We start from the raw sequence: 21711 nt of genomic DNA on the forward strand, positions 1-21711 counted from the left end.
CCGTGCTCGACATCGACTTCTTTCGCGCCGAAATCAGCTTAGACCGCCCTATCGTCTATCGCTATCGAACGGGCCGGTTTCGCCCGACATTTAAGCGGATCTTGTCTCAGCACCCCGATGTCGCGCCGAACTTCTTGGCGTTCACTCCCGACAATGACGATGCAAAAGATGGCGGCTTGTTTGGGGATAGCTTCCGATACTGCGACTGGTCCGATGCCGGTTTCAAGGTGCGAGCTCCCCCGATCTCTGATGGCCTGCTACGAGAACTAGCCGAGGGGAGGAGGACCTCAACAGCGGATCTATTTCGGATCTCGAAGGCGCTAGACACTCAGGTTGATTGGGGCGCTGTCCGCGATCATTGCCTCGTGATCGAGGAAGCGGCGATCAACGCTGGCTCGCGCGCGCAGTATGTCGACTACCTTCTGTCAGTTTCCCCCCTCGTCGCTGGCGATGCCGAAGATTGGCGGCCCCGATTGGACAGCCATCTCGACGAGGTGATGGCTGGCGAAGAGGTCAATCTGAACAAGCTTGCCAAAGAGATCGATATGTACGTCCTCGCGCATATCGATCCGCAGACCAATTCCATGATCGCGGAAGCCCAGATCGAGGCCGACACCAGTGGGCTGCGGTCTGTGGGCTCGTGTATGCGCCGTTTCGTTGAAACTGGGGACACTTACGATCTCGTGCAACTCGTGTCCGCCGCCTCTCGGCATGGCGCCGGTCGACCTGGCTCGTACCTTGTGGGCGAGCTCTATCGGTCGACAGGACGGCTGATGTTCCAAAAAATTGGAGAACACGCCGTTCGGTCTCCTGGAAAATCCCCTCACCGATTGGTCAGCCCCGGCGGCTTTCCGCGACAGCTCATTCTTTGGTCGGCAATGATGCTCGGTTGGGACGAGCGACTGACTTGGTACGAGGCGGAGAGCGCCAACCGATCGGTTAGGGGGCCGGACAACACCATCGTTGCGGTCGAGAATATGTGCCGGGAATACCTTGAGCGCAGAGCGCGAGATGCCCGCGGTGAATACTGCGTCGCTGACCTATGGGCCGCTTGCAATGTTGGCTTCCTGAGATCTGTCTATGAGACTGGTCATGGCCTCGCTTACCATCGTGGAAAGCTGGTCGAGCTAGTCTCATCAGCCATTGGTAGTGGGTCTGAGGCAAAGGGTTGGGTCTCAGAGCTGGGACGAGCGGCCTCGGCGGCTTATGTCGCGCGAGAGCGGCGCGAGGAGAATGAAGGCCACAAAGAGTTGGGGCCAGCTGTAGACTCTGCGCCTTCGTCGGTGCGGCGCACCTATTCGAAATGGCTTGCGGCCAGTTCTGACCCCGCTGCCTTCGACCAAATAATTGCTCGGATAACACCGGGTGAAGTGCTGCGTCAGCGGATCCAACAGAAGTCTCGACCAAGCGCGATCCTCTTCCATGGTCGAGCCGGCGTCGGCAAAGGCACGACGGCTCGGTTGTTCGCACAAGCTATGCTTTGCGAGCAGACGGCTGTGAACGGCGCCCCGTGCTCAAGGTGCGAGCGGTGTCATGATGTATTGAGTGGAGGCGGCTTCATCTTCGGGAACGGCCGCTTGCGAGAGTATTCGAGCGAGAAAGTCACGAAGCAGAAGGCGAGAGCCTTGATCGAGAAGCTCGTAGAGAAGGCTCACGAACCGTCCCACACTCATGGCCGCGTCATCGTGATCGAGAACGTGGCCCTGGCCGGCGACGAATTGGACATATTCCTCAAGACCCTCGAGGGTAGTCCTATCCTGTTTATCCTGACCGCCAGAGACGTGGCCAATGTGCGGCCAGCAGTTCGCTCGCGATGCGAATTGTACAAGGTCAAACCGATGGATTTGGCCAGCACCAGAGCCTGGCTGAATAGGCTGCTCCTTAGCCGAGCCGATGTTGACGAGAAAGCACTGGACGTACTCGTATCGCTCTCGAGGGGCGCGCCAGGAGAAATCCTTCGAATAAGTGACGCGCTCAGCAAGCATGGGTCGATCACGCTGGCGGATGTGCGCTCCACGTTCAGCTTGGAGTGGCCGCAGCGGCTGGCCGGTCGTTGGATAGATGTGCTCGAAACACAAGAGCGCGGCTGGCCAGATGGGGGCGTGTTGGCGGAGTGTTCCCCTGCTGAAAAAGTAAGGCGAGTCCGGGCTGCCCTGGCACATACCGTGGTCTCTGAGGGTGCATCCGCAGAGAGTTCGCACCCGGATCCAGCGCTCCTGCACCTCGACCCACAAACGTCTGACCTTCTTCGCACGGGCTTTCGTCGTGCTGTCGTGCGAAGCGGTACGACGCATCGGGAATATGCACGAAAAGCGTTGGCCTTTTGGGCGACGTACGAACCGCTCGTTGAGCACTACCCAGAAAGCGGCTTACGCGCTCCAAGCTAAAGCCGGCCAGCGAACGCTATTGCTGTCGCCTTAGCGCCGTCCGTGCAGACGTTGAGAGATTGCACGGAAGCGGACGCTCAACGCTTGGGTTCGCGGGGTTGGGTTTCCTGCAGACAACGCCTTCTTAAGGCGTTCTCCATTTTCACAGGCTGCGCGGCGCAGATTCATCAACTCTAATGACAGGCCCAACCCCGGGAGTATTCCATGGACCAGCGGCAGCTCCGGATCGACGCCTGCGTCAGGTGATAGCCGGGGTCGGACGGGGGAGCGATGCATTAATGAACTCGAATCGAGGGGCCTCGTGCTGCAGCATTGTGTGAAGGAGCGGACTACTGGACGCTTCCTGCGCGGACGCAGCCGCAGCCGCCCTAAGGTTTTTCTGCGCCTCCGGGCTGGCGCAATCCAGGGCCAATTCACGACGCTGGTCCGGCGATTGCTCGTGGTCGATGCGCAGATAGGCATCCGGCAGCAAGTGTCGCATCATGTCGTTCGTCATGGCCTGCTGGGATCCGATCATGACAGTCGGCAGCCGCTGATCCCGCATCCAACCCAATGAGCCGAGGCTGAGTTTCGTCGAAGCCGAGAACGCGAATGCGGCCGTCGTAGTGCCAATGCTGAGAACTCGGATGTTCGGTCGGTCCTGCCTCAGGAAGTGTTCGGCCTCATGTAGCGCGACCATGTCGGGCGAGTTGGCGAACATGCCGCCGTCGGCATAGAGTTCATCGTCGATGCGGTGGATTGGAAAGTACGTGGGCGCGGCTGACGTCGCCAGGGCGACGTCAGCGACGTCTAACGTCCAGTCGCGTGTGTAGGAGCCGTGGTGCCCGGTCTTGAAAATCCGCGGCTTGCCCTTCGTAAGGTTGACAGCCGTAATGACGGTCGGCGTCGAAAGACCTGACATCTTCGTACCGACGCCGACGATCCTCTCGATGACCGCCCGAAGCGGCGCCGGGTCATGACGGCACCACGGGACACCGGCGAGAACGTGGAAACTGGAGCGAAGCCATCCGACCGCGGGTCGACTGGCCGGAAAGATTTTTTGTCCGTCGTCGACGAAGGCCTGTTCGATCTCAGCTGCTGCTCGTCCCGCCGAAAGTCCGAGCGCGATGATCCCTCCGACTGAGGTTCCGGCGATGAGGTCGAAGCAGTCGGCGATCCGTCGTCCAGTCAGGCTCTCAATGCGCGCTAGCACGCTTGCGGTATAGAGGCCCATGTACCCGCCGCCGGACAGGCTCAAGATTTGGAATGCCACTTCCTCTCCTGCTACCTCGTTCGGCCACCGTCTGCGTGTCGATACCAGCCGCCCGGTAACGGTATAGCTATCGGCCGAGCAACAACAACCCGACCGCTATCGCCATCCACAGCGGGGCGTTCGCTTTATGTTCCGAATTCAACGAGACAATGGTAACGTTCCGCCTTGAAAGCGAGTCGCCTTCCGGCGGCCGAGCCCGGAGAACATCTCTTCCATGGCAAACGCATCCAAGCTCCTCCACACCACGATCGATCCCGAGAACTATCTTGCCAACCTCCAGCCGGATGACAGCGGCCTACGCGAGGCCCGGAACAATATCCGCGCCCATCTTCGCGAGGCGTTCGAGGCGTCGAGCGTTGCTCTGTTCGGACGCCCCATCAGGCCGCGGTTCTTCGTGCAGGGCAGCTTTGCCTACAAGACACTGAACGACCCCGCCCATCCGCCGGTCCAGCAGATGGATCTCGACGACGGATGCTACTTGCCTCTGTCGTTCGTGCGAGGCACGCGGCCATCAACGGCTGCTGAAAAGTTCTTCGAGTTTGTAGACGCCGCTCTCGACGAACTTGCGAAACGCGAAAGCTGGGGTCGCGAGTCTAAGCCGACTTGCTGTCGCGTCGTCATCGCCCACGACTCGCACGTCGACATCCCGCTCTACGCGATTCCCGACGACCAGTTCCGCCTCCTTGAGGACCGTCGGTCGCGGGCAGCGAAAGCCTCCGCCGATTCCGCTGAAATGAAGGATTCGTGGAACGACCTGCCATCCGACGAGGTCCTCCTAGCCCATCGGAATGAGGGTTGGAAAGAGTCGGATCCGCGCAAAATCCACAACTGGTTCACGGACGCGGTCGAAAACCTTTACGGCGAAAGGCTGCGGCGGGACTCGCGGTACCTCAAGGCATGGCGCGATTATCAGCGCCTCGAGCGCCTCAAGGTATCCTCGATCCTCCTAATGGCATGCGTTTGGCATGCTTATGGGGAAATCGGCGGGCGCGAGTTGCCTCCGCGGGAGGACGAACGGCTGCTGCGAGTCGTGGAACTCATGCCAGGGTTCCTGCGCGGCACTGTACAGAACCCCGCCTGCACCGAAGAGGATCTCAACCGCATCCCCGAGGAGAGCCGCGACGAGGTGGCGGACGCTTTCGAGGGGCTGGCAGCCGTGCTCCGAACAGTTGTGGACAACTGTGAGGACGCCCGCGAGGCGGTGCGCCTTCTGCGGAGAGCCTTTGGGGCGCGAGTACCGGACCGGCCGGACCTCGTCTCCATTGTGCCGACCGCGACAACTGACCTAGCGTCGCCAGCCGTAGTGCAGGCGGCCGCAGCTGCGGTGGCGGCCCAGCCGAAGAGGGTCGTCGCTGCACCTAACGTGGGCCGCTCGCGTAGTGGCTGATGACCGGGCCGAGCGCCGGCTGGCCATGCACGACGCCCTGCTGGAACGTGGTTTCAGGCGTGTGCCGAGCGGCAGTGTCGACATTTACGAGGGGAGGCTTCTCATCACGTCCGGCGAGGTGCCAGTCACGGTCCTCGTTCCCGACCTCGACTTTGTAACAATGCCACTCGTGCATATTTCCGAGAGTTGGCAGGGTCCGGATCGGCGACTACCGCACCTCGGGCCGTCGAGGTTGATCTGCTACTACGCACTGGGTTCGGTCGTCCTAGACCGCTACGATCCCGGCGGAACAATCGTCCGGTGCATCGAGCAGGCCACCCGCGTCTTGGAAGACGCGGTGGAAGGCCGCTCGGACGCCGATTTTGGCGCGGAGTTCGACGCCCACTGGTCCGCCCGCTGGATGCTGTGCGATCTTCCCGCCGGCTACAGCGGCCCCGCGACGATTATCTACCCGAGGCTGTCAGTAGCCAGCGAGCCGACCCCTGTGCTTGTCGCGGGGTCGTCGTGGGCGCGGGACCGGGATCCACCGCGCCGGGCCGACGGACCGGAGGAGACTGCACTCGTTGTGTCCATCGGCACGCCGCTGACCCTCGACCCCGAGCGCAAGTGGCCGCCTGCCGACTACGACGAACTGGTCGACTGGCTGCGGTGGGCAGACCCCGTCCTTACTAGCCGCCTTGAGGAGGCACTATCGTCAGGGACCGGACATCAGGCAACGCTCGCGATCCGCGCAACGAACGGCACCTTTGCCTGCCGCATCACAGTTCCCCCACCGATGCGGACAGTGGAGTTTTTAGTAAACCGGCGTTCGACGCTCGCGCGCAACTTGGCGCGGCCGGTCGGACAAGTGTCCTTAGAGCGCATCACCGCAGATTCGGCAGATCTCGGATACATCTACGGACGCAACCTCGGCTCACGCGGCGGCCTTGCTGGACGCTCCGTCGCGGTCGTAGGCTGCGGCACCATCGGCAGCTTCCTTGCGCAGCAAATCGCCCTGTGCGGCGCCGGCACTGGAGGCGGGCACCTCCTTCTGGTCGATACCGATGACCTGCGAACAGCGAATCTCGGTCGCCACCTTCTCGGCATCCCCTTCCTCCACCGCAACAAGGCGGAGGCCTGCGCGAGATATCTGAACATCATGATGCCGGGCGCGAAGGTAGAATGGTCCGCGAAGGCAGCGCAAACCTTAACCGCTTTGCGGGGGTTCGACCTTGTGGTGGACGCGACGGGCGAGGAAGCCTTGTCGCTAGCGCTGAACCAAGCCGCCGTGGATCGCAGGCCGTCCGGCCCTGCGCTGCTTTTCTGCTGGCTTATGGGCAATGGGGCTGCCGCTCAGTGCATCCTCGTGGACGGTGAAGCCGGGAAGGCTTGTCTCAAATGCCTAAAGCCGGAACTAGCGGGCGAACCGGTGTACCCGGTCATGCGGCCGGATGTGGAGATGGAGTTCGGGAGGGTGGAGGCGTGTGCCGATGGCGAATTCGTAACATTCCCCGTGTCGCGCTCCGTAGCGGCAGCCGCCCTCGCGTGCGACCTCGCACTCGACTGGGCCGCCGGGCGACCAGGCCACCGCTTACGAACCCGCATCTTTGAGCCGGACAAGGCCTTCGAAGTCGCGGATTGCAGCCCCGGCGTTACAGATCGATGCCCAGCATGCTCGACCAGACGATGATGCTGACGCCCGATGGGGTGCGCTTCGTCGCGATCCACCCAAAAGTCGTAGAGACCATCCGCGGATGGGTCGAACGCGGATCCCAGTCGCGCGAAGCCGGCGGCATCCTTATCGGCTCGTATCGCGGCGATCACGTAGAGGTGAGCGGCAGTACCGTGCCCATGGAGCGAGACAAGCGGACGAGGGGCCTCTTCGATCGTATGGATCGTGGCCACCAAGAAGCGGCCATGCAGGCTTGGCGTTCCAGCGGCGGGACGGAAAGTTACGTCGGTGAGTGGCACACGCACCCCGAGGCGCATCCGTCTCCGTCGGTCCTAGACCGATGGACGTGGGATCGCATTATGCGCAGGGTGCGTGAGCCTGTCGTTTTTGCCATCGGCGGATGGGACTCGTGCTGGTGGGGTATCGGAGCCGGCGCGCGCGTTGAGGTGATGCGAATGCTTTCGAGCGGGTGGGACATAGTTTAACGTGGCCTCGACGCCGTCTGAGTAAGGCGACAGCCCTGGATCCGCGGTTGCGCCAACCCACGTCAGACCTCGAGAGCGGCGCCGGCATCCGCGCGCCATTGGTACCGGAATTTACCGCGCTGCATGATCGAATAAAGCGAAGGGCATCGTTCCTTGTAGGCACGGGCTTGACGCCGCTACAGGCTAGATGCAACGCCCTAGGCCATGCAAATCGAATTCTTGCGGGAGCTCCTAGAGGACGTGCGGCGCGGAGCTGGGCCCTCCTTCTCCGGAATCGGTATTTTAGTTAGCAACGATCCGAGCGGGTTACCAATCGTGCCGCTCCGACCGCTTGCCGCACCTCCCATCTTCGGCGCCACCCGCGACATTTTGATTGCGATCTCAGATGAATCTCACGAATTGCACGACGGCTTTCACATCGTGACGCCTGACCTTCGCATCGTCAGGTTCTCCCAGTATTTCTCTCCGGCGATCGTCCCTGGCCTCACGGCCGATCCGATACGCGGACGAGGTGGTCGATACATGGCGGCGATGTTCGGATCCACTCTACGAAACGTCTTGGCTAGCGGAGTTGCGAGCGCGAATTATGGCGTTGCCGTTTTCGAGGGCGGTCGCGAAGTGAGGGCGCCGTAATGTCTGGCAAGGAAAGTCAGCACCCTGGCCAACCAGTGACCGCCTTTCCCGACATTTCAGGCAAATGGATGCTCGACATCCATTGGGTTCGTGGCGAGACATCCGGTCGGGTTGAGGCCGAGGCATTCATCCGGCAGGAAGGAACCGACATTGGAATGACGGTCCATTCTAGGGGCATGGACTCAAACACCATTTCCGTACAGTCCGGCCGCGACAGATCGGGCGTCCCAACACTCTACTACATGTATGAGGTTGACCCCAAGGCGGTCTATTCCGATGCCCCCGGCCCCTATAAGGGAGCGGCAATACTGCGCTACTACCCCCATATTGAGGAAATGAGTGGCAATTATTGGACTAGCGAGCGCTCTTCCGGACACTTCAAACTCATGCGCAGGCGGGAAGAGATCCAGACGAGGATTGGCGTAACGACTGACGTGCTTCTAATAACGGCCCTCAAGGAGGAGTACGACGCTGCCAAGCGGGCATTCGGCGCGAACGGAGTTGGCGGCGACGGCGTACACCATTGGACGGAATTCGATGCTGCGACGAACCTGCCGTACGAGCGCGGCGTTTTTCTGTACGGAGGACAAGCGCTGTTCTCGATCTCGATAGCCAGGGCTTCTCGGATGGGCGGGATTGAGACAGGACATTTCACGGCGAGGATCGTCGACAACCTGCGGCCGGGCTGCTTGGTCATGTGCGGCGTGTGCGCCGGTAATCCCGGAGACGTTGCTCTCGGCGACGTCGTCGTATCGGAGCTTGCCTATCAATACGACGAGGGCAAGCGCGAAGCCGGTGGATTCGTCGGCGACCATCGGCAATCGGCGGTTGGCGACAACTGGCGACGTGCCGCGGAGTCGTTGCAGCCCGACACGTTGCCAAGCTTTGGGCAGCCTTCACCCGACGAGTCTCGCTTCTGGCTACTTCAGACTCTGCATGCCGGTGCCGATGCTAGGAACCATCCGGCGCGCCCGCGCTATTTTGGGAGAGGCGCATGGAAGGCGACCATTGAGAGACTCTTGGCCGACAAGATCATCGAATTTGATGGTCCGTCGCTGACACTTACGCCCGCAGGCAAGGCTGAGGTTCAGAATTCGCTGATCGTTGACGTCGACCCGCCCGAGCGATTGCCGTTCGCCATCAAGGTCGGCCCAATTGCCAGCGGCAACGTCGTTGTCAAGGACGGAGTAACCTGGGACAAACTAAAGGCGATGGGCGTGCGGAGCGTGATTGGTCTTGAGATGGAGGCCGCTGCGGTCGCTAGGGTGGCTCTCGCTGCGAAGGTGCCTGAGTGGCTCGTCGTCAAGGGCGTGATGGATTATGCCGACCCTAACAAGGACGACCGCTATAAGCCTTTCGCGGCGCGAGCATCCGCTGAGGTCCTGCGTGCGTTTCTTGCTGGAAGGTTTTTGGCTGGCTCCGTCGGCCGAGAAACCTCGGGGCCTGCGGCTGACGCAAGCGGACCTTCCTAACGTCAGGATGGGCCCAAGAGCGGCCATGGAAACGGGCCAAACTTCGGATTGATGCTCTTTTGCCGCTGCCTTAAGCGGAAGCTTGCAAGATGGTCCGTTGGAGTGGTACACACGCCACCATTGCGGCACAAACAGACTATTGAAAAGACTGGCGTTTTCGATGTTGATGTGACAGTCCCGCCCTGTCCGCCACTTCCCACACCATCCTGATGCGCTGAGGGCGACGACGGCGCGTCGTTTCACGTGCGCCGTCCGCGATGGGGCGACGTCGGGCACCGCTCGAGTGGAAGGAGCGCTTCTCTGCGGCGCCGCCCTCTCCCCGAGGATTGAACAGGTCGGCGACGACCGCTTCGAGCTTCGCATCGTTGCCTGCGTCGGCGAAGGCCAGAAACATCGGCCTCCGCCGGCCGTATGGCCGCCTCCCGGCCCTGCCGCGCGCAACGACGGGGCTTCGGCGCGACGCCGCCCTAGCCTGGCCGGCACGCCCCGAGAGCACGCGCGAGCAGGCGTGCCCAGCTCTCTTGCCCCTCCGGCTGGGCCACCAGGTCCTGGCGGACCTCGACGATGACCGCGCGCAGGCCGCGCGGCTCCGCCTGGTGGGGCACGAGATAATCCCCGTCGTCCTCGATCTGGTAGGGCATGTTGGCCAGCACCGTCCGGCCGTCCGCGCGAAGACTCTCCACGAGCTGCGCCGCCCAGGGGTCGGAGTCGCCGCGCGACAGGATCCCGGCCTCATAGCCGCGTCGGGTCCCGTGGAAGACGGGCGTGAAGGAATGGATGGCGACGATCGAGGTGCGGCGGCCCGTCAGAAGCCGTTCGTCGAGTTGGCGCGCCAGCGCATCGTGGAACGGCCAGAAATAGTCGCGTTCCCGGGCGGCACGCTCCCCGCCGGACACATCGACGTTGCCGGGAACGATGGTGGTCTCGCTGATCGCGGGAATGCTGGTCGAACTCCCCGGCGGGCGATTGCCGTCGATGAGGAGGCGCGATCGACCCGACAGGAAGGCGGGAGCATCGAGCATCGCCGAAAGCCGGCGCGTGATCCCTGCCGCGCCGATGTCATAGGCGATGTGCCGCGAGAGGTCGGCCGGCGACAGGCCGAGTCCCGCATGGCGGGCCGGAATGAAATTCGACGCATGCTCGCAGACGAGCACATGAGGCGACTGCCCGTCCGCGCGCAGCACCTCCACCACGGCCGGCTCGTCGGCCGCGGCCGGCCGCGGCCGGTCGTCACTGAATACGCCTTGCATCAATAGACGCCTGCGTAGCGCCGACACATCGCCGCGGCGTCGAGGTCCGCGACGAGGGCGATCTCCTGGCGTTTCATCCCGAGATAGGTGGCGAGCCCCGCTCGGCTGAAGAAGGACGAGGCGATCGGATCGTCCGTCAGGGCCGCAAGGGCGGCCTCGAGGCTCTCCGGAAGGCGCCTGAGACCCAGACGGGCGCGCTCGTCGGGCGGCAGACCTTCGGGGTCGCCGGCGAAGACGACCGGGGCGGGAAGCCGCTCCCGCACGCCCTGCAGCCCCGCCCGGACGATCATGGCGAGGGCCAGATGCGGACAGGCCGCGGCGTCGGCGGCGCGGAACTCGAGATTGAACCCGCGCGACGGGTCCTTGCCCCCCAGGGCCGGCGTGCGGCAGATGCGCAGGCTCGCCTCCCGGTCCTGGTCGCCGAACCAGGTGTAGCTCGAACTCCAGTTGTGGGGCTTCAGCCGCAGATAGGAGCTCACCGAAGGCGCTGTGATCGCGACCAGCGCCGGCAGGTGCCGGATGATGCCGGCGGCGAAAGCCGCCCCGATCTCGGAGAGGGTGTGCGGCCGGTCGCCGTCATAGAGGACGTTGCGCCCTGCGGCGTCGAGCAGGCTCAAATGGATGTGGACGCCGTTGCCGACTCCCGACGGATCGGTCTTGGGCGCGAAGCTGACGCGATAGCCCGCGAGGCCGGCGGCCTCCCGGACGATCTCCCGGAGCGCGACGGCCTCGTCTGCAATCGCGGCACCGGTCGCCGGGGACACCGTCACCTCGAACTGGTCGCGGCCGTATTCGGGGATGAAGGTCTCGGGCCTCAGGCCGGCGGCCGCCAGAGCCGCGACGATGACGGGGCCGAAGGGATCGGCCCGCCGCAGCGCCTGCAGGGAGAAGGCCGGAGCCGGCCGAAGCGGCGCGTCCATGACCTGGAACTCGTGCTCGAAGGCGCCGGCCAACGTCAGCCCGGTTTGCGACGTCAGCTCGGCCAGCACCGCCTTCAGCTGCGAGCGGGGGCACGCGGCCCACGGCGTGCCGTCGAATTCGACGATGTCGCTCATGACCATGTCGAGCGCCGTGGCGGCTCCGGGAAGATGCGCCGCATAGCGCGCCTCCGGGTCGGCCAGCAGGCGCAGGTCGCCCTCGGAGCCCCACGGGCTTTCCGCGGCGATGACGTCGAAGGGCGTCAGCGACTGGTTGGCCGGCACCCAGCCGACGTTGGCTGGCGTGGCCTTGGCGAAGGCCTCCGCGGCGATGGAGCGGCCGCGCGTGATGCCCGAATAATCGGTGGTGACCAGGGTGACCAGCGCGGCGGGTTCAACGGGCGGCATGGGTGTGTCCCTCGGGGGCCGATCCGGACAGGGCTTCGATTCTGCGCACCACGGTGTCCGTATCCGTCAGCCAGCAATAGCCGCCGAAGGCGCGCAAAGCCGCCTCGTGGCGCTCGCTCGTATAGGTCGCCGAGGCGTCGCGGGGCACCGAGACCAGATAACCGCGGTCGGCGGCATCACGTACCGCCATGTCGACGCACTGGTCGGTGACGATGCCGGCCACGATGAGGTAGCGGATGCCGAGGTTCCGTAGCACGTAGTCGATATTGGTGGAGTTGAAGACTCCCGACGAGGTCTTTGGCAGCACGATCTCGTCGCCGGCAGGCGCGAGCTCGTCGATGATGTCGCCGTCGGGATCGTCCCGCGCCACGAGAATGCCGGAGAGCTTGTGGTCGACCGAACGGTCGCGACCGTCCTGCGTGAGGGCGCGGATGACCGTGTGGAGCACCTCGATGCCGGCGGCGCGCGCCGCGGCGAGGATGCGCCGCTGGTTGGGGATCACCGTGTCGCGCAGATGGGCGTGGAAGGCATGCTCGCCGTCGCGCTCGGGATGAAGCGGGTCCCGGCCCGGCAGGGCGAAGACCTTCTGCATGTCCACGAACAGCAGGGCGGTCTGCCCCGCCACGAAGTCGGCGTCGCGCCGGGTCGGTATCATCGGGCTTCTCCGCTGCCGCCATCGGGCTCGCGCCCGTCCGTCTCGGTGACGCGATTGGTCGCCCGGACCGTTTCGAACGCCTCGATGCGCCGCAGGGCCGCGGTGCCCTGGCGTTCCGTCATGGCACTCACCAGGGCCTCCAACTGCACCAGGGCAGGAGCCATCGTGTCGAACAGCGACGGCGCCTCGACGTCGGCGGCGAGCACGATGTCGGCGCAGGACGCGACCGGCGAGCCCCAGCGGTCGGTGAACAGCAGCACGCGTGCGCCGCGCTCATGGGCCTGGCGGGCGAATGCGACCACGTCGGCCTGATAACGGCGATAGTCGAACACCACGAGGAGGTCCCGCGGGCCGATGTCGACGAGCTGGTCGATCTGGTCGGCCGCGGCTCCCGTGAGCAGCACGGTGCCGGGCCGCAACTGGCGCAGATGCGCCTGCAGGATGCCGGCGAGAAAGCCGCTGAACCGCCCGCCGATCGTCAGCACGCGGCCCTTGCACCCGATCAGCGCCTCCACCGCGCGATCGAATTCGCCGGGCTGGACGCGCGCCTGGCCAGCCGCCAGCACCTCCACGATCCCCTGGGCATAGGCGAGGCTCGGATGCGTTTCGGCGCCGGCGGGTTGTCGGCCGGTCAGCATCAGCGGCGAGCGCAACCGCTCTTCCACCTCGGACAGCAGGGCGTCCTGGAAGGACGGGAAGGAGGCAAATCCCAGCTTGCTGGTGAAGCGCACCACGGTGGGGTCGCTGACCTTGGCCCGGCCGGCGAGGCTCGCCACCGTGCCTAGGCCCGTAACCGGATAATTGGCCAGGATGGCCCTCGCCAGCTTGCGCTCCGCCGGCGTGAGCGTCAGACCGGGATCGAGGAGCCGATCCCGGATCGTCATGCCGGCGAGCCCCGTTTCGGACCTGTCCGGCACGCCTCAACCCCTGCGGATGTTCCAGAAGACCGGCACGCCCTTGATCATCCCCGAGAGATCGCTGCGCAGGGCCGTCAACTGGGCGACCTGGCCGAGGGGAATGTAGGGGACGTCCTGGAAGGCCTGCTGCTGCAGGCGACGGGCGACCGCCGCCTGATCCTCCGCCCGCGGCGCGGCGAACCACTCCTCGCGCAGCGCCTCGATGGCCGGGCTGTCGCACCAGCCGTTGAGGGCGATGGCGTTGCCGCGAAGGGCCGCATGGACGAAGGGGTTGAGCAGGTCGCCCCCGGAGTTCAGCACGACGTAGCCGCCCCAGCCCCCCTGACCGGCGGGCTCCTTCCGCGCACGGCGCTGCAGCAGCGTGCTCCAGTCGGTCGTCACGTAGTCGACGGTGACGCCTGCCTTCTTGAGCTGGTCGGCGACGACGGCGGAGGCGGAGGCGTTGATCTGCACGTCCTGCGGCACGATCAGGGCGAAGGGTTCCCCGCCATAGCCGGCAGCCGACAGGAGGCGCTTCGCCGCCGCTTCGTCGACCGGCGCGGTGACGGCGTCGAGGCCGGCATCGTTGGCGAGCGGCGTGTCGGGCGTGAAATAGCCGACGCCGTCCTTCCACAGCGACGGGTCCGTGCCCATCATGCCCATCACGATGTCCTTCTGCGCCAGGGCGCGGACGAGGGCCCGGCGCACGGCCGCATTGGCGGTGGGCCCCTGCGCGTGGTTGATGCGCAGCGAGGCCATGTAGCCCAGGGGATCCAGCGTATCGACCTTGACGCCGCGACCGCGGCGGAGAAGCGGCAGCATGTCGGCGCTGGGCAGTTCCCACCAGTGGACCTCCCCCGTCTGCAGGGCGGCCGAGGTCGTCGAGGCGTCGGGCAGCACGCGCCACTCGATGCGGTCGAAATGGGTGACTTTCGGCCCGGCGGTTCCTTCGGCCGTCCCGCCGCTGCGCGGCTGGTAATCGGCGAAGCGCTCGTAGACGACCCGGTCACCGGCGACCCGCTCGTCCGCCTTGTAGCGATAGGGTCCGCTTCCGACGACCTCCGTCAGGGGCTTGGTGGCATCGGCCGTCGCCAGGCGCTCCGGCATGATCGCCGCCATCATCAGTCCGGTCTTGCCCAGCGCCAGCGGCAGCATCGGATAGGGACGCTTCAACCGGAACACCAGAACGCGGTCGCTGGTGGCCGAGAGCTCGTCGGTGACCTGGAACAGGCTCTTGCCGAAATCGTCGCGCGCCGCCCAGCGTTTCAGGCTCGCCACGCAGTCGCGCGCGAGCACCGGCGTGCCGTCGTGGAATTTCAGGCCGGCGCGCAAGGTCAGGGTCCACCGCTTGCCGTCGTCCTCCACGCTCACGCCCTCGACCATCTGCGGCTGCGGGCGGAGCGCCGCATCCTGGCCGAACAACGTGTCGTAGCAGAGATAGCCGTGGTTCCGCGTCACATAGGCGTTGTTCCAGTGCGGGTCGACGACGGCGAGGTCGGCGTGGGGGACGAAGCGCAACACACGCTGGTCCGCGCCGGCCGCCAGCCGCGGGGCGACGAGGCCGGAAGCGATGGCCGAAGCGGCGGCGATGAACTGGCGACGATCCACCATGCGTGAAATCCCTGTCCTGGACGGCACGGCCATTCCCCGGCCCGCGATGTCATAATCGTTGCACAGGTCGAACAGATCGGCAATCATGTAATAAAACACACATGAGGCTGTCATGACGGACCGGCGGGATTTCGACGCGCTGATCGAGCGGGCCAAGGCGGCGGTTCGGGCCGACGCGCCGCGGACCACCGAGCTGCTGCGACGGCTCGTGCGCATTCCCTCCGTGAACCCGAAGTTTCTGGCGGACCCTGCCCTCAACCGCGAGGCCGACGTGCAGGACCTGATCGAAGCGGAGCTGACCGCGACGGGTTTTGCGACCTCGCGCAGCTTCCCTCTCGAGGGGCGGCCCAACGTCGTGGGCCGATGGACGGGGGACGACGTGCGGAGCCTGGCGATCTGCGGTCACGTCGACGTCGTGCCGCAGGGCGACGAGCAGCTCTGGTCGTTCCCGCCCTTCGATGCCGAAATCCGTGACGGCCGACTCTATGGGCGGGGATCGGCCGACATGAAGGCAGGGCTCGCGGCAGGCCTGGCCGCCTGTCGTGCGCTCCGTGAACTGGACGTCCGGCTGGCCGGCAGGCTCGAGTTCCATTCGGTCGTCGACGAGGAGGCCGGCGGTTTCGGCGCCATGGCCGTGGCCCGGGAGAGCCGCGGCCTCGGCGCCGTGCTCCTGACGGAGCCGAGCGGCGGTGCGATCCGGCCCTGGGCCGGCGGCCTCGAATGGGTCCGCGTCACGGTGCGTGGCCGCGCCGGCCATTCCGCTCGCCGCTTCGCCTCCATCTATCCGAGCGATCCCGCTGCGGCGACCGGTCCGCGCAGCGTCAATGCGATCGAGCTCGGCGTGCGGCTGCTCGCGAGCCTGCGCGACCTCGAAACCCACTGGGGCGTCACCAAGCACTTTCCGGGCATGCCGCCTGGCATGAACACGATCAGCCCCGGCGTGATGGTGGCGGGCTGCGGCGAGGGACCGGACGGGCTTCCGACCCTGCTCGCCAATCCCGCCATGGTGCCGGACATCTGCGTCGTCGATTTCGACCTGAAGTTCCTGCCGAACGAGACGTCAGCCGACATCCGCCGCGAATTCGAGACCTGGATCGCCCGTTTCGCCGCCTCCGATCCCTGGCTGAAGGATCATCCGCCCGAGGTCAGATGGCAGCTCGCCGATCTGCACTTCCCGCCGGTCGACACGCCTGTCGATCATCCGCTGGTCGCCGCATTGTCGGAGAGCGTCGCCCGTTCCGGCCGGACGCCCCAGATCGTCGGCAGTCTCGGCGTCACGGATGCTGCGCACTACGCGCCATACGGCATCGCGGCGGTGGTCTTCGGCCCCACCGGCGGCGCCCAGCACGGACCGGACGAGTATGTCGAGCTGTCGTCGGTGATCGAGACGGCCGAGACGCTCGTGGAGACGATCCTGCGCTATTGCGGCACAGCGTGACGGCCTTTCGCCTCACGACGCGAGCTGGCGCGAAAAACGCGTCGACAGAATGATCGACGACAGCGTCCGCTCCACGCCCTCGATCGCGCCGATATCGTCGATGCGCTGATCGAGGTCCTTGATCGACGTGGTCGCGAGGATGGCGATGAGGTCGAACGAGCCGCTGACCGAGTGAAGCGCGGCCACGGCCGTCATCCGCTCCAGCGCCGCACAGACGGTCCCGATCGACTTCGGGGCGATGGTGATGAGGACGTGGGCCCGCACCTGATCGGCCAGATAGCTGTCCGACAGCCGCAGTCCGTAGCCTTCGACGACGCCGGCCTCTTCCAGCCGCTTCAGCCGCACCTGCACCGTCGTGCGCGACAAACCCAGCATTTTGGCGAGGGTCGCGATGGGAGTGCGGGCGTTCGCCGCGAGCAGGGCGATGAGTTGCCGATCCTTGGCGGTGAGCTGAACGCGATTGGTCATTATGTTCAATCCGGCCTTGGATGTGATCAGAAATCCTTCCCACTCTGATCTGAGGGACGCTTCCTTTCAACCCGGTCGCCGGACGAGAGTTTTCTCCGGAACAGGAGGAAATGCGTCCATGAACAGGGTTGCAGTCGTCGGCGGCGGCAAGATCGGCAGCGCAATCGCCCTCATGCTGGCGGAGAGCGGCGACTACCGCGTCCACCTGGCGGACCAGGCGGAGCCGCGCCTGAAGGCCGTCGCCTCCCACCCCGCCATCTCCACGGCGACGATGGACCTGCAGGACGAGGCTCGGCTGCGCGACCATCTGGCGGGAGCCGCCGCAGTCGTATCGGCCGTTCCGTTCCACGCGACGGGGGCGGTGGCGCGTGCCGCTCGTGCCGCCGGCATCCACTACCTCGACCTGACCGAGGACGTGGCGGTGACGCGGGAGGTGGAGAGGCTGGCGGTCGAGGCTTCCAGCGCGCTCGTGCCGCAATGCGGCCTGGCCCCCGGGTTCATCTCGATCGTCGCTGCGGATCTGGCGCGGGGGTTCGACAGGCTCGACAGCCTGCGAATGCGGGTCGGCGCCCTGCCCCAGTTCCCCTCGAACGCGCTCAACTACAACCTCACCTGGAGCACCGAGGGTCTCATCAACGAATACATCGAGCCCTGCGAGGCGGTGGTCGAAGGCCGTGTGACGCTCGTGCCCGCGCTGGAAGAGCGCGAGGAATTCTCGCTCGACGGGGTGACCTACGAGGCGTTCAACACCTCGGGAGGGCTCGGCACCCTGGCCAAGACCTTCGAGGGCCGCGTCCGCACGATGAACTACCGCTCCATCCGCTATCCCGGACACCAGGCTCTGATGAAGGCTCTGCTGCAGGACCTGAACCTGCGCAACCGCCGTGACCTGCTCGCCGACATCCTCGAGAACGCCATTCCCGCCACGCAGCAGGACGTCATCGTCATCTTCATCACCGTTTGCGGCTGGCGCCAGGATCGCTTCGTCCAGGACAGTTTCGCCCAGAAGATCTATCCGCAGACGGTGGCCGGGCAGCCGATGAGCGCCATCCAGGTCACGACCTCCGCCGGCGCCTGCGCCGTGCTCGATCTCCTCCTGGAGGGCCGAATCCCGGCAAAGGGATTCGTGCGGCAAGAGGATGTGCCGCTCGATGCCTTCCTTGGAAACCGCTTCGGCCGCTTCTATTCGGCGGCGGCAGGCTAGGCCCGCTCGCGCGAGGATGGATCCGGTCCGAAGCGGGAGATCCCGGAGGGCGCCTGCGGCGTAAGCAGGGTGTTCCACCGGAGACCCCGCGATGCTCGCCGCGACGATGGCCGCCTTCCGCCGCCTCTGGGCCTATTTCGACGCGCCGACGCCGCGCGGCTCCATCGCCGCCTCCGTCGCCTTCATCGTCGTCTCCAACCAGCCCTTCTATCCGCTCTATCTCTATCTGCTGCTCGGCGGCCGCGCCTGGCCGGCGCTGCTGTCCTGGCTCTCCTTCCCGCTCTTTGCCGCCGTGCCCCGCCTGCTGCGCGGCGGCGAGGCGCGGGGAGCGGCGATGCTCATCCTCGCCGGCATCGGCAACACCGCGCTCTGCACGGCCGCCCTCGGCCCCGCCTCCGGCGTCGAGCTGTTCTACCTGCCCTGCCTCGTCCTGCCGCTGCTGACCCTCGCCGGCCGCGACCGGCTCGCCGGGCTGCTCGCGACCGCCCTGGCCGTCGCCGCCCTGATGGCGCTGGTGCGCCTCGCGGGCCTCGAGGGGTTCGCTGCCGTCACCGCGGACGAGATCGCCGCGCTCCGCCGCATCAATGCCTTCAGCGTCGCCGGCCTGCTCACCGTCATGGCCTTTCTGGCGCGCCGCCTGTGGCGACCGGGGGCCGCCGTCACGCCGGCTGGACGCTGATCCGGCGGGCGACCGCGACGCCGATGACGGCGGAGGCGGCCGTCAGGAACGTCCCCCACAACGTGTCGACGACGACGAGATTCCAGCTCCACAGCCGCAGGGTCGCGTGGTTGGTCAGCTCGTAGGTCATGTAGGCGAAGAAGCCGAAGGCCGCGCCGTTCACCGCAGCTGTCGCCAGCGACCCGTCGGCGAGGGCCGGCCGGCCGGCGAAATAGACGATGCCGGCGGGAAACAGCAGGTAGAAGAGGATCGCCGGGGCGAGGCGCGGCTCCTGCAGCAGCACGTCGCCTAGCACCGCCCGGAACATCGGCACGCCCGCCGTCATCAGATAGGGCACGTCGATGAGCACGAAGGCGAGGAAGGTGACGCCATAGGCGGTCGCGAGGCGGGCGGTCATGCTGCGGCTTCTCCAAGGGGGGCGTCGGCTCCGCACGGCGGTCGGCGCTGTCAACGGCTTACGCCGCCGCAGCAGCCCCGGACCACCCGGCCGCATGCGACCCCGTGACGCTCGCGCGGGCTTGGGCGCCCGCGCGTCGGCGGGCGTATATCTGCGACAGACAGGATGCGATCCGATGCAGCCGCCAACCGACAAGCCGACTGTCTACTACGACGGCTCCTGCCCCCTCTGCCGCGCGGAGATCGATCTCTACCGCCGGCAGGACGGTGAGCAGCGCCTGTGCTTCGTCGACGTCTCCGCGGCGGACGCGGCGCCGGCCCCCGGTCTCACGGCGCCGGAAGCCATGGCGCGGTTTCACCTGCGCGAGGCGGACGGCACGCTGCGGTCGGGCGCGGCGGCCTTCGTGGCACTCTGGTCGCACGTCCCGGGATGGCGCTGGCTTGCCCGGATCGCGCGCCTTCCCGGCGTCACCCCGGTTCTCGAAGGCGCCTATCGCCTGTTCCTGCCGGTGAGGCCCCGCCTCTCCCGCGCCTTCGGGCGCTGGCAGGCGCGCCGCCGCCTCAGGGCCTGATCCGGCCCGCCACCCGCCAGCCGGGCCCGTCCCGCTCCAGCACGATGCCCTCGCCGGAGGCGGGGAAGATGCCGGTCAGGGCCGTGATGTTGACCTGATGGGTGACGACGACCAGCGCGCCGGGCCCGCTCCAGCGGGAGAGCACCGCGCGCGCCGCAGTGGTGCGGGCAGGTCCCGCGGCGCGGTCGCCGAAGAACGAGTTGAAGGCCGCCTCGTCGCTCACCCGTCCGGGAAAGGCGAGGGCGGCGGTCTCGCGCGTGCGGCACCATTGCGAGGTCAGCACCGCACCGACGGCAATGCCGCGGCCGGCGAAGGCGGCGCCGATCCGCCGCGCCTGGTCGCGTCCCGCCGCGTCGAGATTGCGTTGGGTGGCGCAGTCGCCGATCCGCATGCCCGGCGGGTCGCCGCCGCCTGGCGCATTGGCGTGGCGAAACAGCACCACGCCGCCGCCGGCGAGCACCTCCCAGGCGCGCGCCTCGCCCTGCGCCGAGGCCGGTGCCGGCAGAGCCGCCGCGATCAGCAGCAGCACCGCCCGGGCGAAGGTGCCGGATCGCGCGGCGATCGCCATGAAGAGGACATGTGTCATGGCTTCCGCTACGCCGGAAAGCGGCGCGGGGATCCCTTGCACACGCCGAGGTGATCGGCCTCAGAACCGCTCCGGCCGGATCACCTCGACATCGGTGACCCAGACCAGCAGGCCGTGGCTGTCGAGGAGCGGCGTCAGCGCCTCCACCAGCTCGCCCGCATGGGTTTCGGTGGTGATGGTGAAGACCAGCGCCTTGGCGGAGGCCCCGGCGATCTGGTCGTCCGACCAGGCGTTGAGCCGCCCGCCGCCCGCCGCCACCGGCAGCACCGTCCAGCCGGTCACGCCGCAGCGCTTCACCACCTCGACGATGCGTCGCACCAGCGGCTGGTCCGCGAGAATCTCCACCTTCTTGCGTCGGGCCGTGCTGTTCATGACGCCAACCACCGTGCGAGGAGCGACACGGCGGGAATGCCGAGCGCGATGTTGAAGGGGAAGGTCACCGCCAGCGACATGGCGAGCGACAGGCCGGCATCGGCCTGCGGCAGGGCGAGGCGCATGGCCGCCGGCACGGCGATGTAGGAGGCGCTGGCGGCGAGGATGCCGAGGGCTGCCGCCGAGCCCGCATCGAGCCCGATGAGGTGGCCGACGACCGTACCGACCGTGCCGTTCATCACCGGCATGAGGATGCCGAGGCCGGCGAGGCGAAGGGTCAGCGACCGCGTCTCGCGCAGCCTGCGGATGGCGATCAGCCCCATGTCGAGGAGGAAGAGGCAGAGGATGCCGCGGAAGCCGCCGTCGAAGACCGGCGCGATCGGGGCGAAGCCCTCCTTGCCGACGACGAGGCCGATGGCGAAGCTGCCGAGCAGCAGCACCACCGTGCCGTTGAGCAGGGTCTCGCGCAAGAGCTCGCCGCGCTCCTCGGCGTCGGAGGAGCCGGCCCCCTTGGCGAGGACCAGGCCGGCGATGATGGCCGGCGTCTCCATCAGCGCCAGCACCGCCACCATGAACCCCGCCGGCGCCATGCCCGCCGCCTTCAGCATCTCGCTGCCCGCCACGAAGGTGACGACGCTGACCGAGCCGTAATGGGCCGCAACCGCCGCCGCGTCGATCCGGCCGAGCCGGCCGATGCCGCGCAGCAGCGCGAAGGCGGCGAGCGGGATGAGGCAGCTCAGCGCCAGCCCGGCGGCCGCAGCCGCGGCCATGGTGGCTGAGAAGCCGCCCTCCGCCACCTGCACGCCGCCCTTCAGGCCGATGGCGGCCATCAGGTAGAGCGCCATCCCCTTGGCGATGGGCTCGGGAATGGCGAGGTCGGAGCGGGCGGCGGCGGCTAGAGCGCCGAGCACGAAAAAGAGAATGACGGGCGAGAGGAGAACGTCCATGGCGCGACCTTATCCGGATCCGCGGAGAGCTATGGTCCGCCGCCG

General features: G+C 66.5%; 21 protein-coding genes. 9 read left to right on the plus strand and 12 right to left on the minus strand.

From position 1 onward, the window contains the following. The first annotated feature begins 2 nt into the window (after positions 1-2). On the plus strand, positions 3-2387 hold the full coding sequence (locus C6569_RS19645; RefSeq protein ID WP_181313823.1) for a hypothetical protein: 2385 nt from the start codon (positions 3-5) through the stop codon (positions 2385-2387). 238 nt (positions 2388-2625) lie between these two features. Here the strand turns inward: C6569_RS19645 and C6569_RS19650 are convergent, their stop codons facing one another. After that, a complete protein-coding gene (locus C6569_RS19650) occupies positions 2626-3639 on the minus strand; it encodes a CBASS cGAMP-activated phospholipase (protein ID WP_106750455.1) in 1014 nt (337 codons plus the stop codon). A 214-nt stretch (positions 3640-3853) separates the two neighbouring features. On the opposite strand from C6569_RS19650, the gene C6569_RS19655 reads away from it, so the two are divergent. From C6569_RS19655 to C6569_RS19670, 4 genes are all read left to right on the plus strand, one after another. Next, positions 3854-5026, plus strand: a complete 1173-nt coding sequence (locus tag C6569_RS19655; RefSeq protein ID WP_106750456.1) for a CBASS cGAMP synthase — start codon at positions 3854-3856, stop codon at positions 5024-5026. 25 nt (positions 5027-5051) lie between these two features. Continuing rightward, positions 5052-6695 carry a ThiF family adenylyltransferase gene (locus tag C6569_RS19660; RefSeq protein WP_106750457.1) on the plus strand — a complete coding sequence of 548 codons (1644 nt, stop codon included), beginning with the start codon at positions 5052-5054 and terminating at the stop codon, positions 6693-6695. Beyond that, positions 6677-7162, plus strand: coding sequence for a Mov34/MPN/PAD-1 family protein (locus tag C6569_RS19665; protein WP_181313824.1), 486 nt, complete (start codon positions 6677-6679; stop codon positions 7160-7162). Before C6569_RS19660 ends, C6569_RS19665 begins: the two co-directional genes overlap by 19 nt. Before the next feature lie 632 nt (positions 7163-7794). Beyond that, positions 7795-9267: a Cap15 family cyclic dinucleotide receptor domain-containing protein gene (locus tag C6569_RS19670; RefSeq protein WP_106750459.1), complete on the plus strand. Its 1473-nt coding sequence runs from the start codon at positions 7795-7797 to the stop codon at positions 9265-9267. Between the two features lie 136 nt (positions 9268-9403). Here C6569_RS19670 and C6569_RS21820 read toward each other — a convergent pair whose 3' ends face one another. The 6 genes from C6569_RS21820 to C6569_RS19695 all read right to left on the minus strand — a co-directional run bounded on the left by C6569_RS21820 (position 9404) and on the right by C6569_RS19695 (position 15004). Next, positions 9404-9661: a hypothetical protein gene (locus C6569_RS21820; protein WP_146144853.1), complete on the minus strand. Its 258-nt coding sequence runs from the start codon at positions 9659-9661 to the stop codon at positions 9404-9406. A gap of 73 nt (positions 9662-9734) precedes the next feature. Further along, positions 9735-10517 carry an N-formylglutamate amidohydrolase gene (locus C6569_RS19675; protein ID WP_106750460.1) on the minus strand — a complete coding sequence of 261 codons (783 nt, stop codon included), beginning with the start codon at positions 10515-10517 and terminating at the stop codon, positions 9735-9737. Then, positions 10517-11842 (minus strand): type I glutamate--ammonia ligase, encoded by a 1326-nt coding sequence (locus C6569_RS19680; protein WP_106750461.1) that lies wholly within the window; start codon positions 11840-11842, stop codon positions 10517-10519. The genes C6569_RS19675 and C6569_RS19680 overlap by 1 nt, the downstream gene beginning before the upstream one ends. Further along, positions 11829-12497, minus strand: a complete 669-nt coding sequence (locus C6569_RS19685; protein WP_106750462.1) for a cysteine hydrolase family protein — start codon at positions 12495-12497, stop codon at positions 11829-11831. The genes C6569_RS19680 and C6569_RS19685 overlap by 14 nt, the downstream gene beginning before the upstream one ends. Continuing rightward, positions 12494-13381: a MurR/RpiR family transcriptional regulator gene (locus tag C6569_RS19690; protein WP_106750463.1), complete on the minus strand. Its 888-nt coding sequence runs from the start codon at positions 13379-13381 to the stop codon at positions 12494-12496. The genes C6569_RS19685 and C6569_RS19690 overlap by 4 nt, the downstream gene beginning before the upstream one ends. 36 nt (positions 13382-13417) lie before the next feature. Beyond that, positions 13418-15004, minus strand: a complete 1587-nt coding sequence (locus C6569_RS19695; RefSeq protein WP_215905766.1) for an ABC transporter substrate-binding protein — start codon at positions 15002-15004, stop codon at positions 13418-13420. A gap of 112 nt (positions 15005-15116) precedes the next feature. On the opposite strand from C6569_RS19695, the gene C6569_RS19700 reads away from it, so the two are divergent. Continuing rightward, a complete protein-coding gene (locus C6569_RS19700) occupies positions 15117-16442 on the plus strand; it encodes a M20 family metallopeptidase (protein ID WP_106750464.1) in 1326 nt (441 codons plus the stop codon). 12 nt (positions 16443-16454) lie between these two features. On the opposite strand, the gene C6569_RS19705 is transcribed toward C6569_RS19700, so the two are convergent. Then, the gene (locus C6569_RS19705) at positions 16455-16910 is read right to left on the minus strand and encodes an Lrp/AsnC family transcriptional regulator (RefSeq protein WP_106750465.1); all 456 of its coding nucleotides are present in this window, start codon (positions 16908-16910) and stop codon (positions 16455-16457) included. A 118-nt stretch (positions 16911-17028) separates the two neighbouring features. Here C6569_RS19705 and C6569_RS19710 point away from each other — a divergent pair, with 118 nt between their 5' ends. After that, on the plus strand, positions 17029-18114 hold the full coding sequence (locus C6569_RS19710) for a saccharopine dehydrogenase family protein (RefSeq protein WP_106750466.1): 1086 nt from the start codon (positions 17029-17031) through the stop codon (positions 18112-18114). Between the two features lie 91 nt (positions 18115-18205). Further along, positions 18206-18793, plus strand: coding sequence for a hypothetical protein (locus tag C6569_RS19715; protein WP_106750467.1), 588 nt, complete (start codon positions 18206-18208; stop codon positions 18791-18793). On the opposite strand, the gene C6569_RS19720 is transcribed toward C6569_RS19715, so the two are convergent. After that, positions 18774-19190, minus strand: a complete 417-nt coding sequence (locus C6569_RS19720; RefSeq protein ID WP_106750468.1) for a DUF2177 family protein — start codon at positions 19188-19190, stop codon at positions 18774-18776. The genes C6569_RS19715 and C6569_RS19720 overlap by 20 nt on opposite strands. Positions 19191-19365: 175 nt before the next feature. On the opposite strand from C6569_RS19720, the gene C6569_RS19725 reads away from it, so the two are divergent. Further along, a complete protein-coding gene (locus C6569_RS19725) occupies positions 19366-19761 on the plus strand; it encodes a thiol-disulfide oxidoreductase DCC family protein (RefSeq protein ID WP_106750469.1) in 396 nt (131 codons plus the stop codon). Here C6569_RS19725 and C6569_RS19730 read toward each other — a convergent pair. Genes C6569_RS19730 through C6569_RS19740 form a run of 3 tightly spaced genes read right to left on the minus strand, consistent with a single transcriptional unit; the run spans position 19751 to position 21666 of the window. Continuing rightward, positions 19751-20347, minus strand: a complete 597-nt coding sequence (locus C6569_RS19730) for a histidine phosphatase family protein (protein WP_245898167.1) — start codon at positions 20345-20347, stop codon at positions 19751-19753. The genes C6569_RS19725 and C6569_RS19730 overlap by 11 nt on opposite strands. A 60-nt stretch (positions 20348-20407) precedes the next feature. Beyond that, positions 20408-20719: a P-II family nitrogen regulator gene (locus C6569_RS19735; RefSeq protein ID WP_106750470.1), complete on the minus strand. Its 312-nt coding sequence runs from the start codon at positions 20717-20719 to the stop codon at positions 20408-20410. Further along, the gene (locus C6569_RS19740) at positions 20716-21666 is read right to left on the minus strand and encodes a sodium-dependent bicarbonate transport family permease (RefSeq protein WP_106750471.1); all 951 of its coding nucleotides are present in this window, start codon (positions 21664-21666) and stop codon (positions 20716-20718) included. The genes C6569_RS19735 and C6569_RS19740 overlap by 4 nt, the downstream gene beginning before the upstream one ends. Positions 21667-21711 lie beyond the last annotated feature (45 nt).

Source organism: Phreatobacter cathodiphilus (genome assembly GCF_003008515.1).
Taxonomy (GTDB): domain Bacteria; phylum Pseudomonadota; class Alphaproteobacteria; order Rhizobiales; family Phreatobacteraceae; genus Phreatobacter; species Phreatobacter cathodiphilus.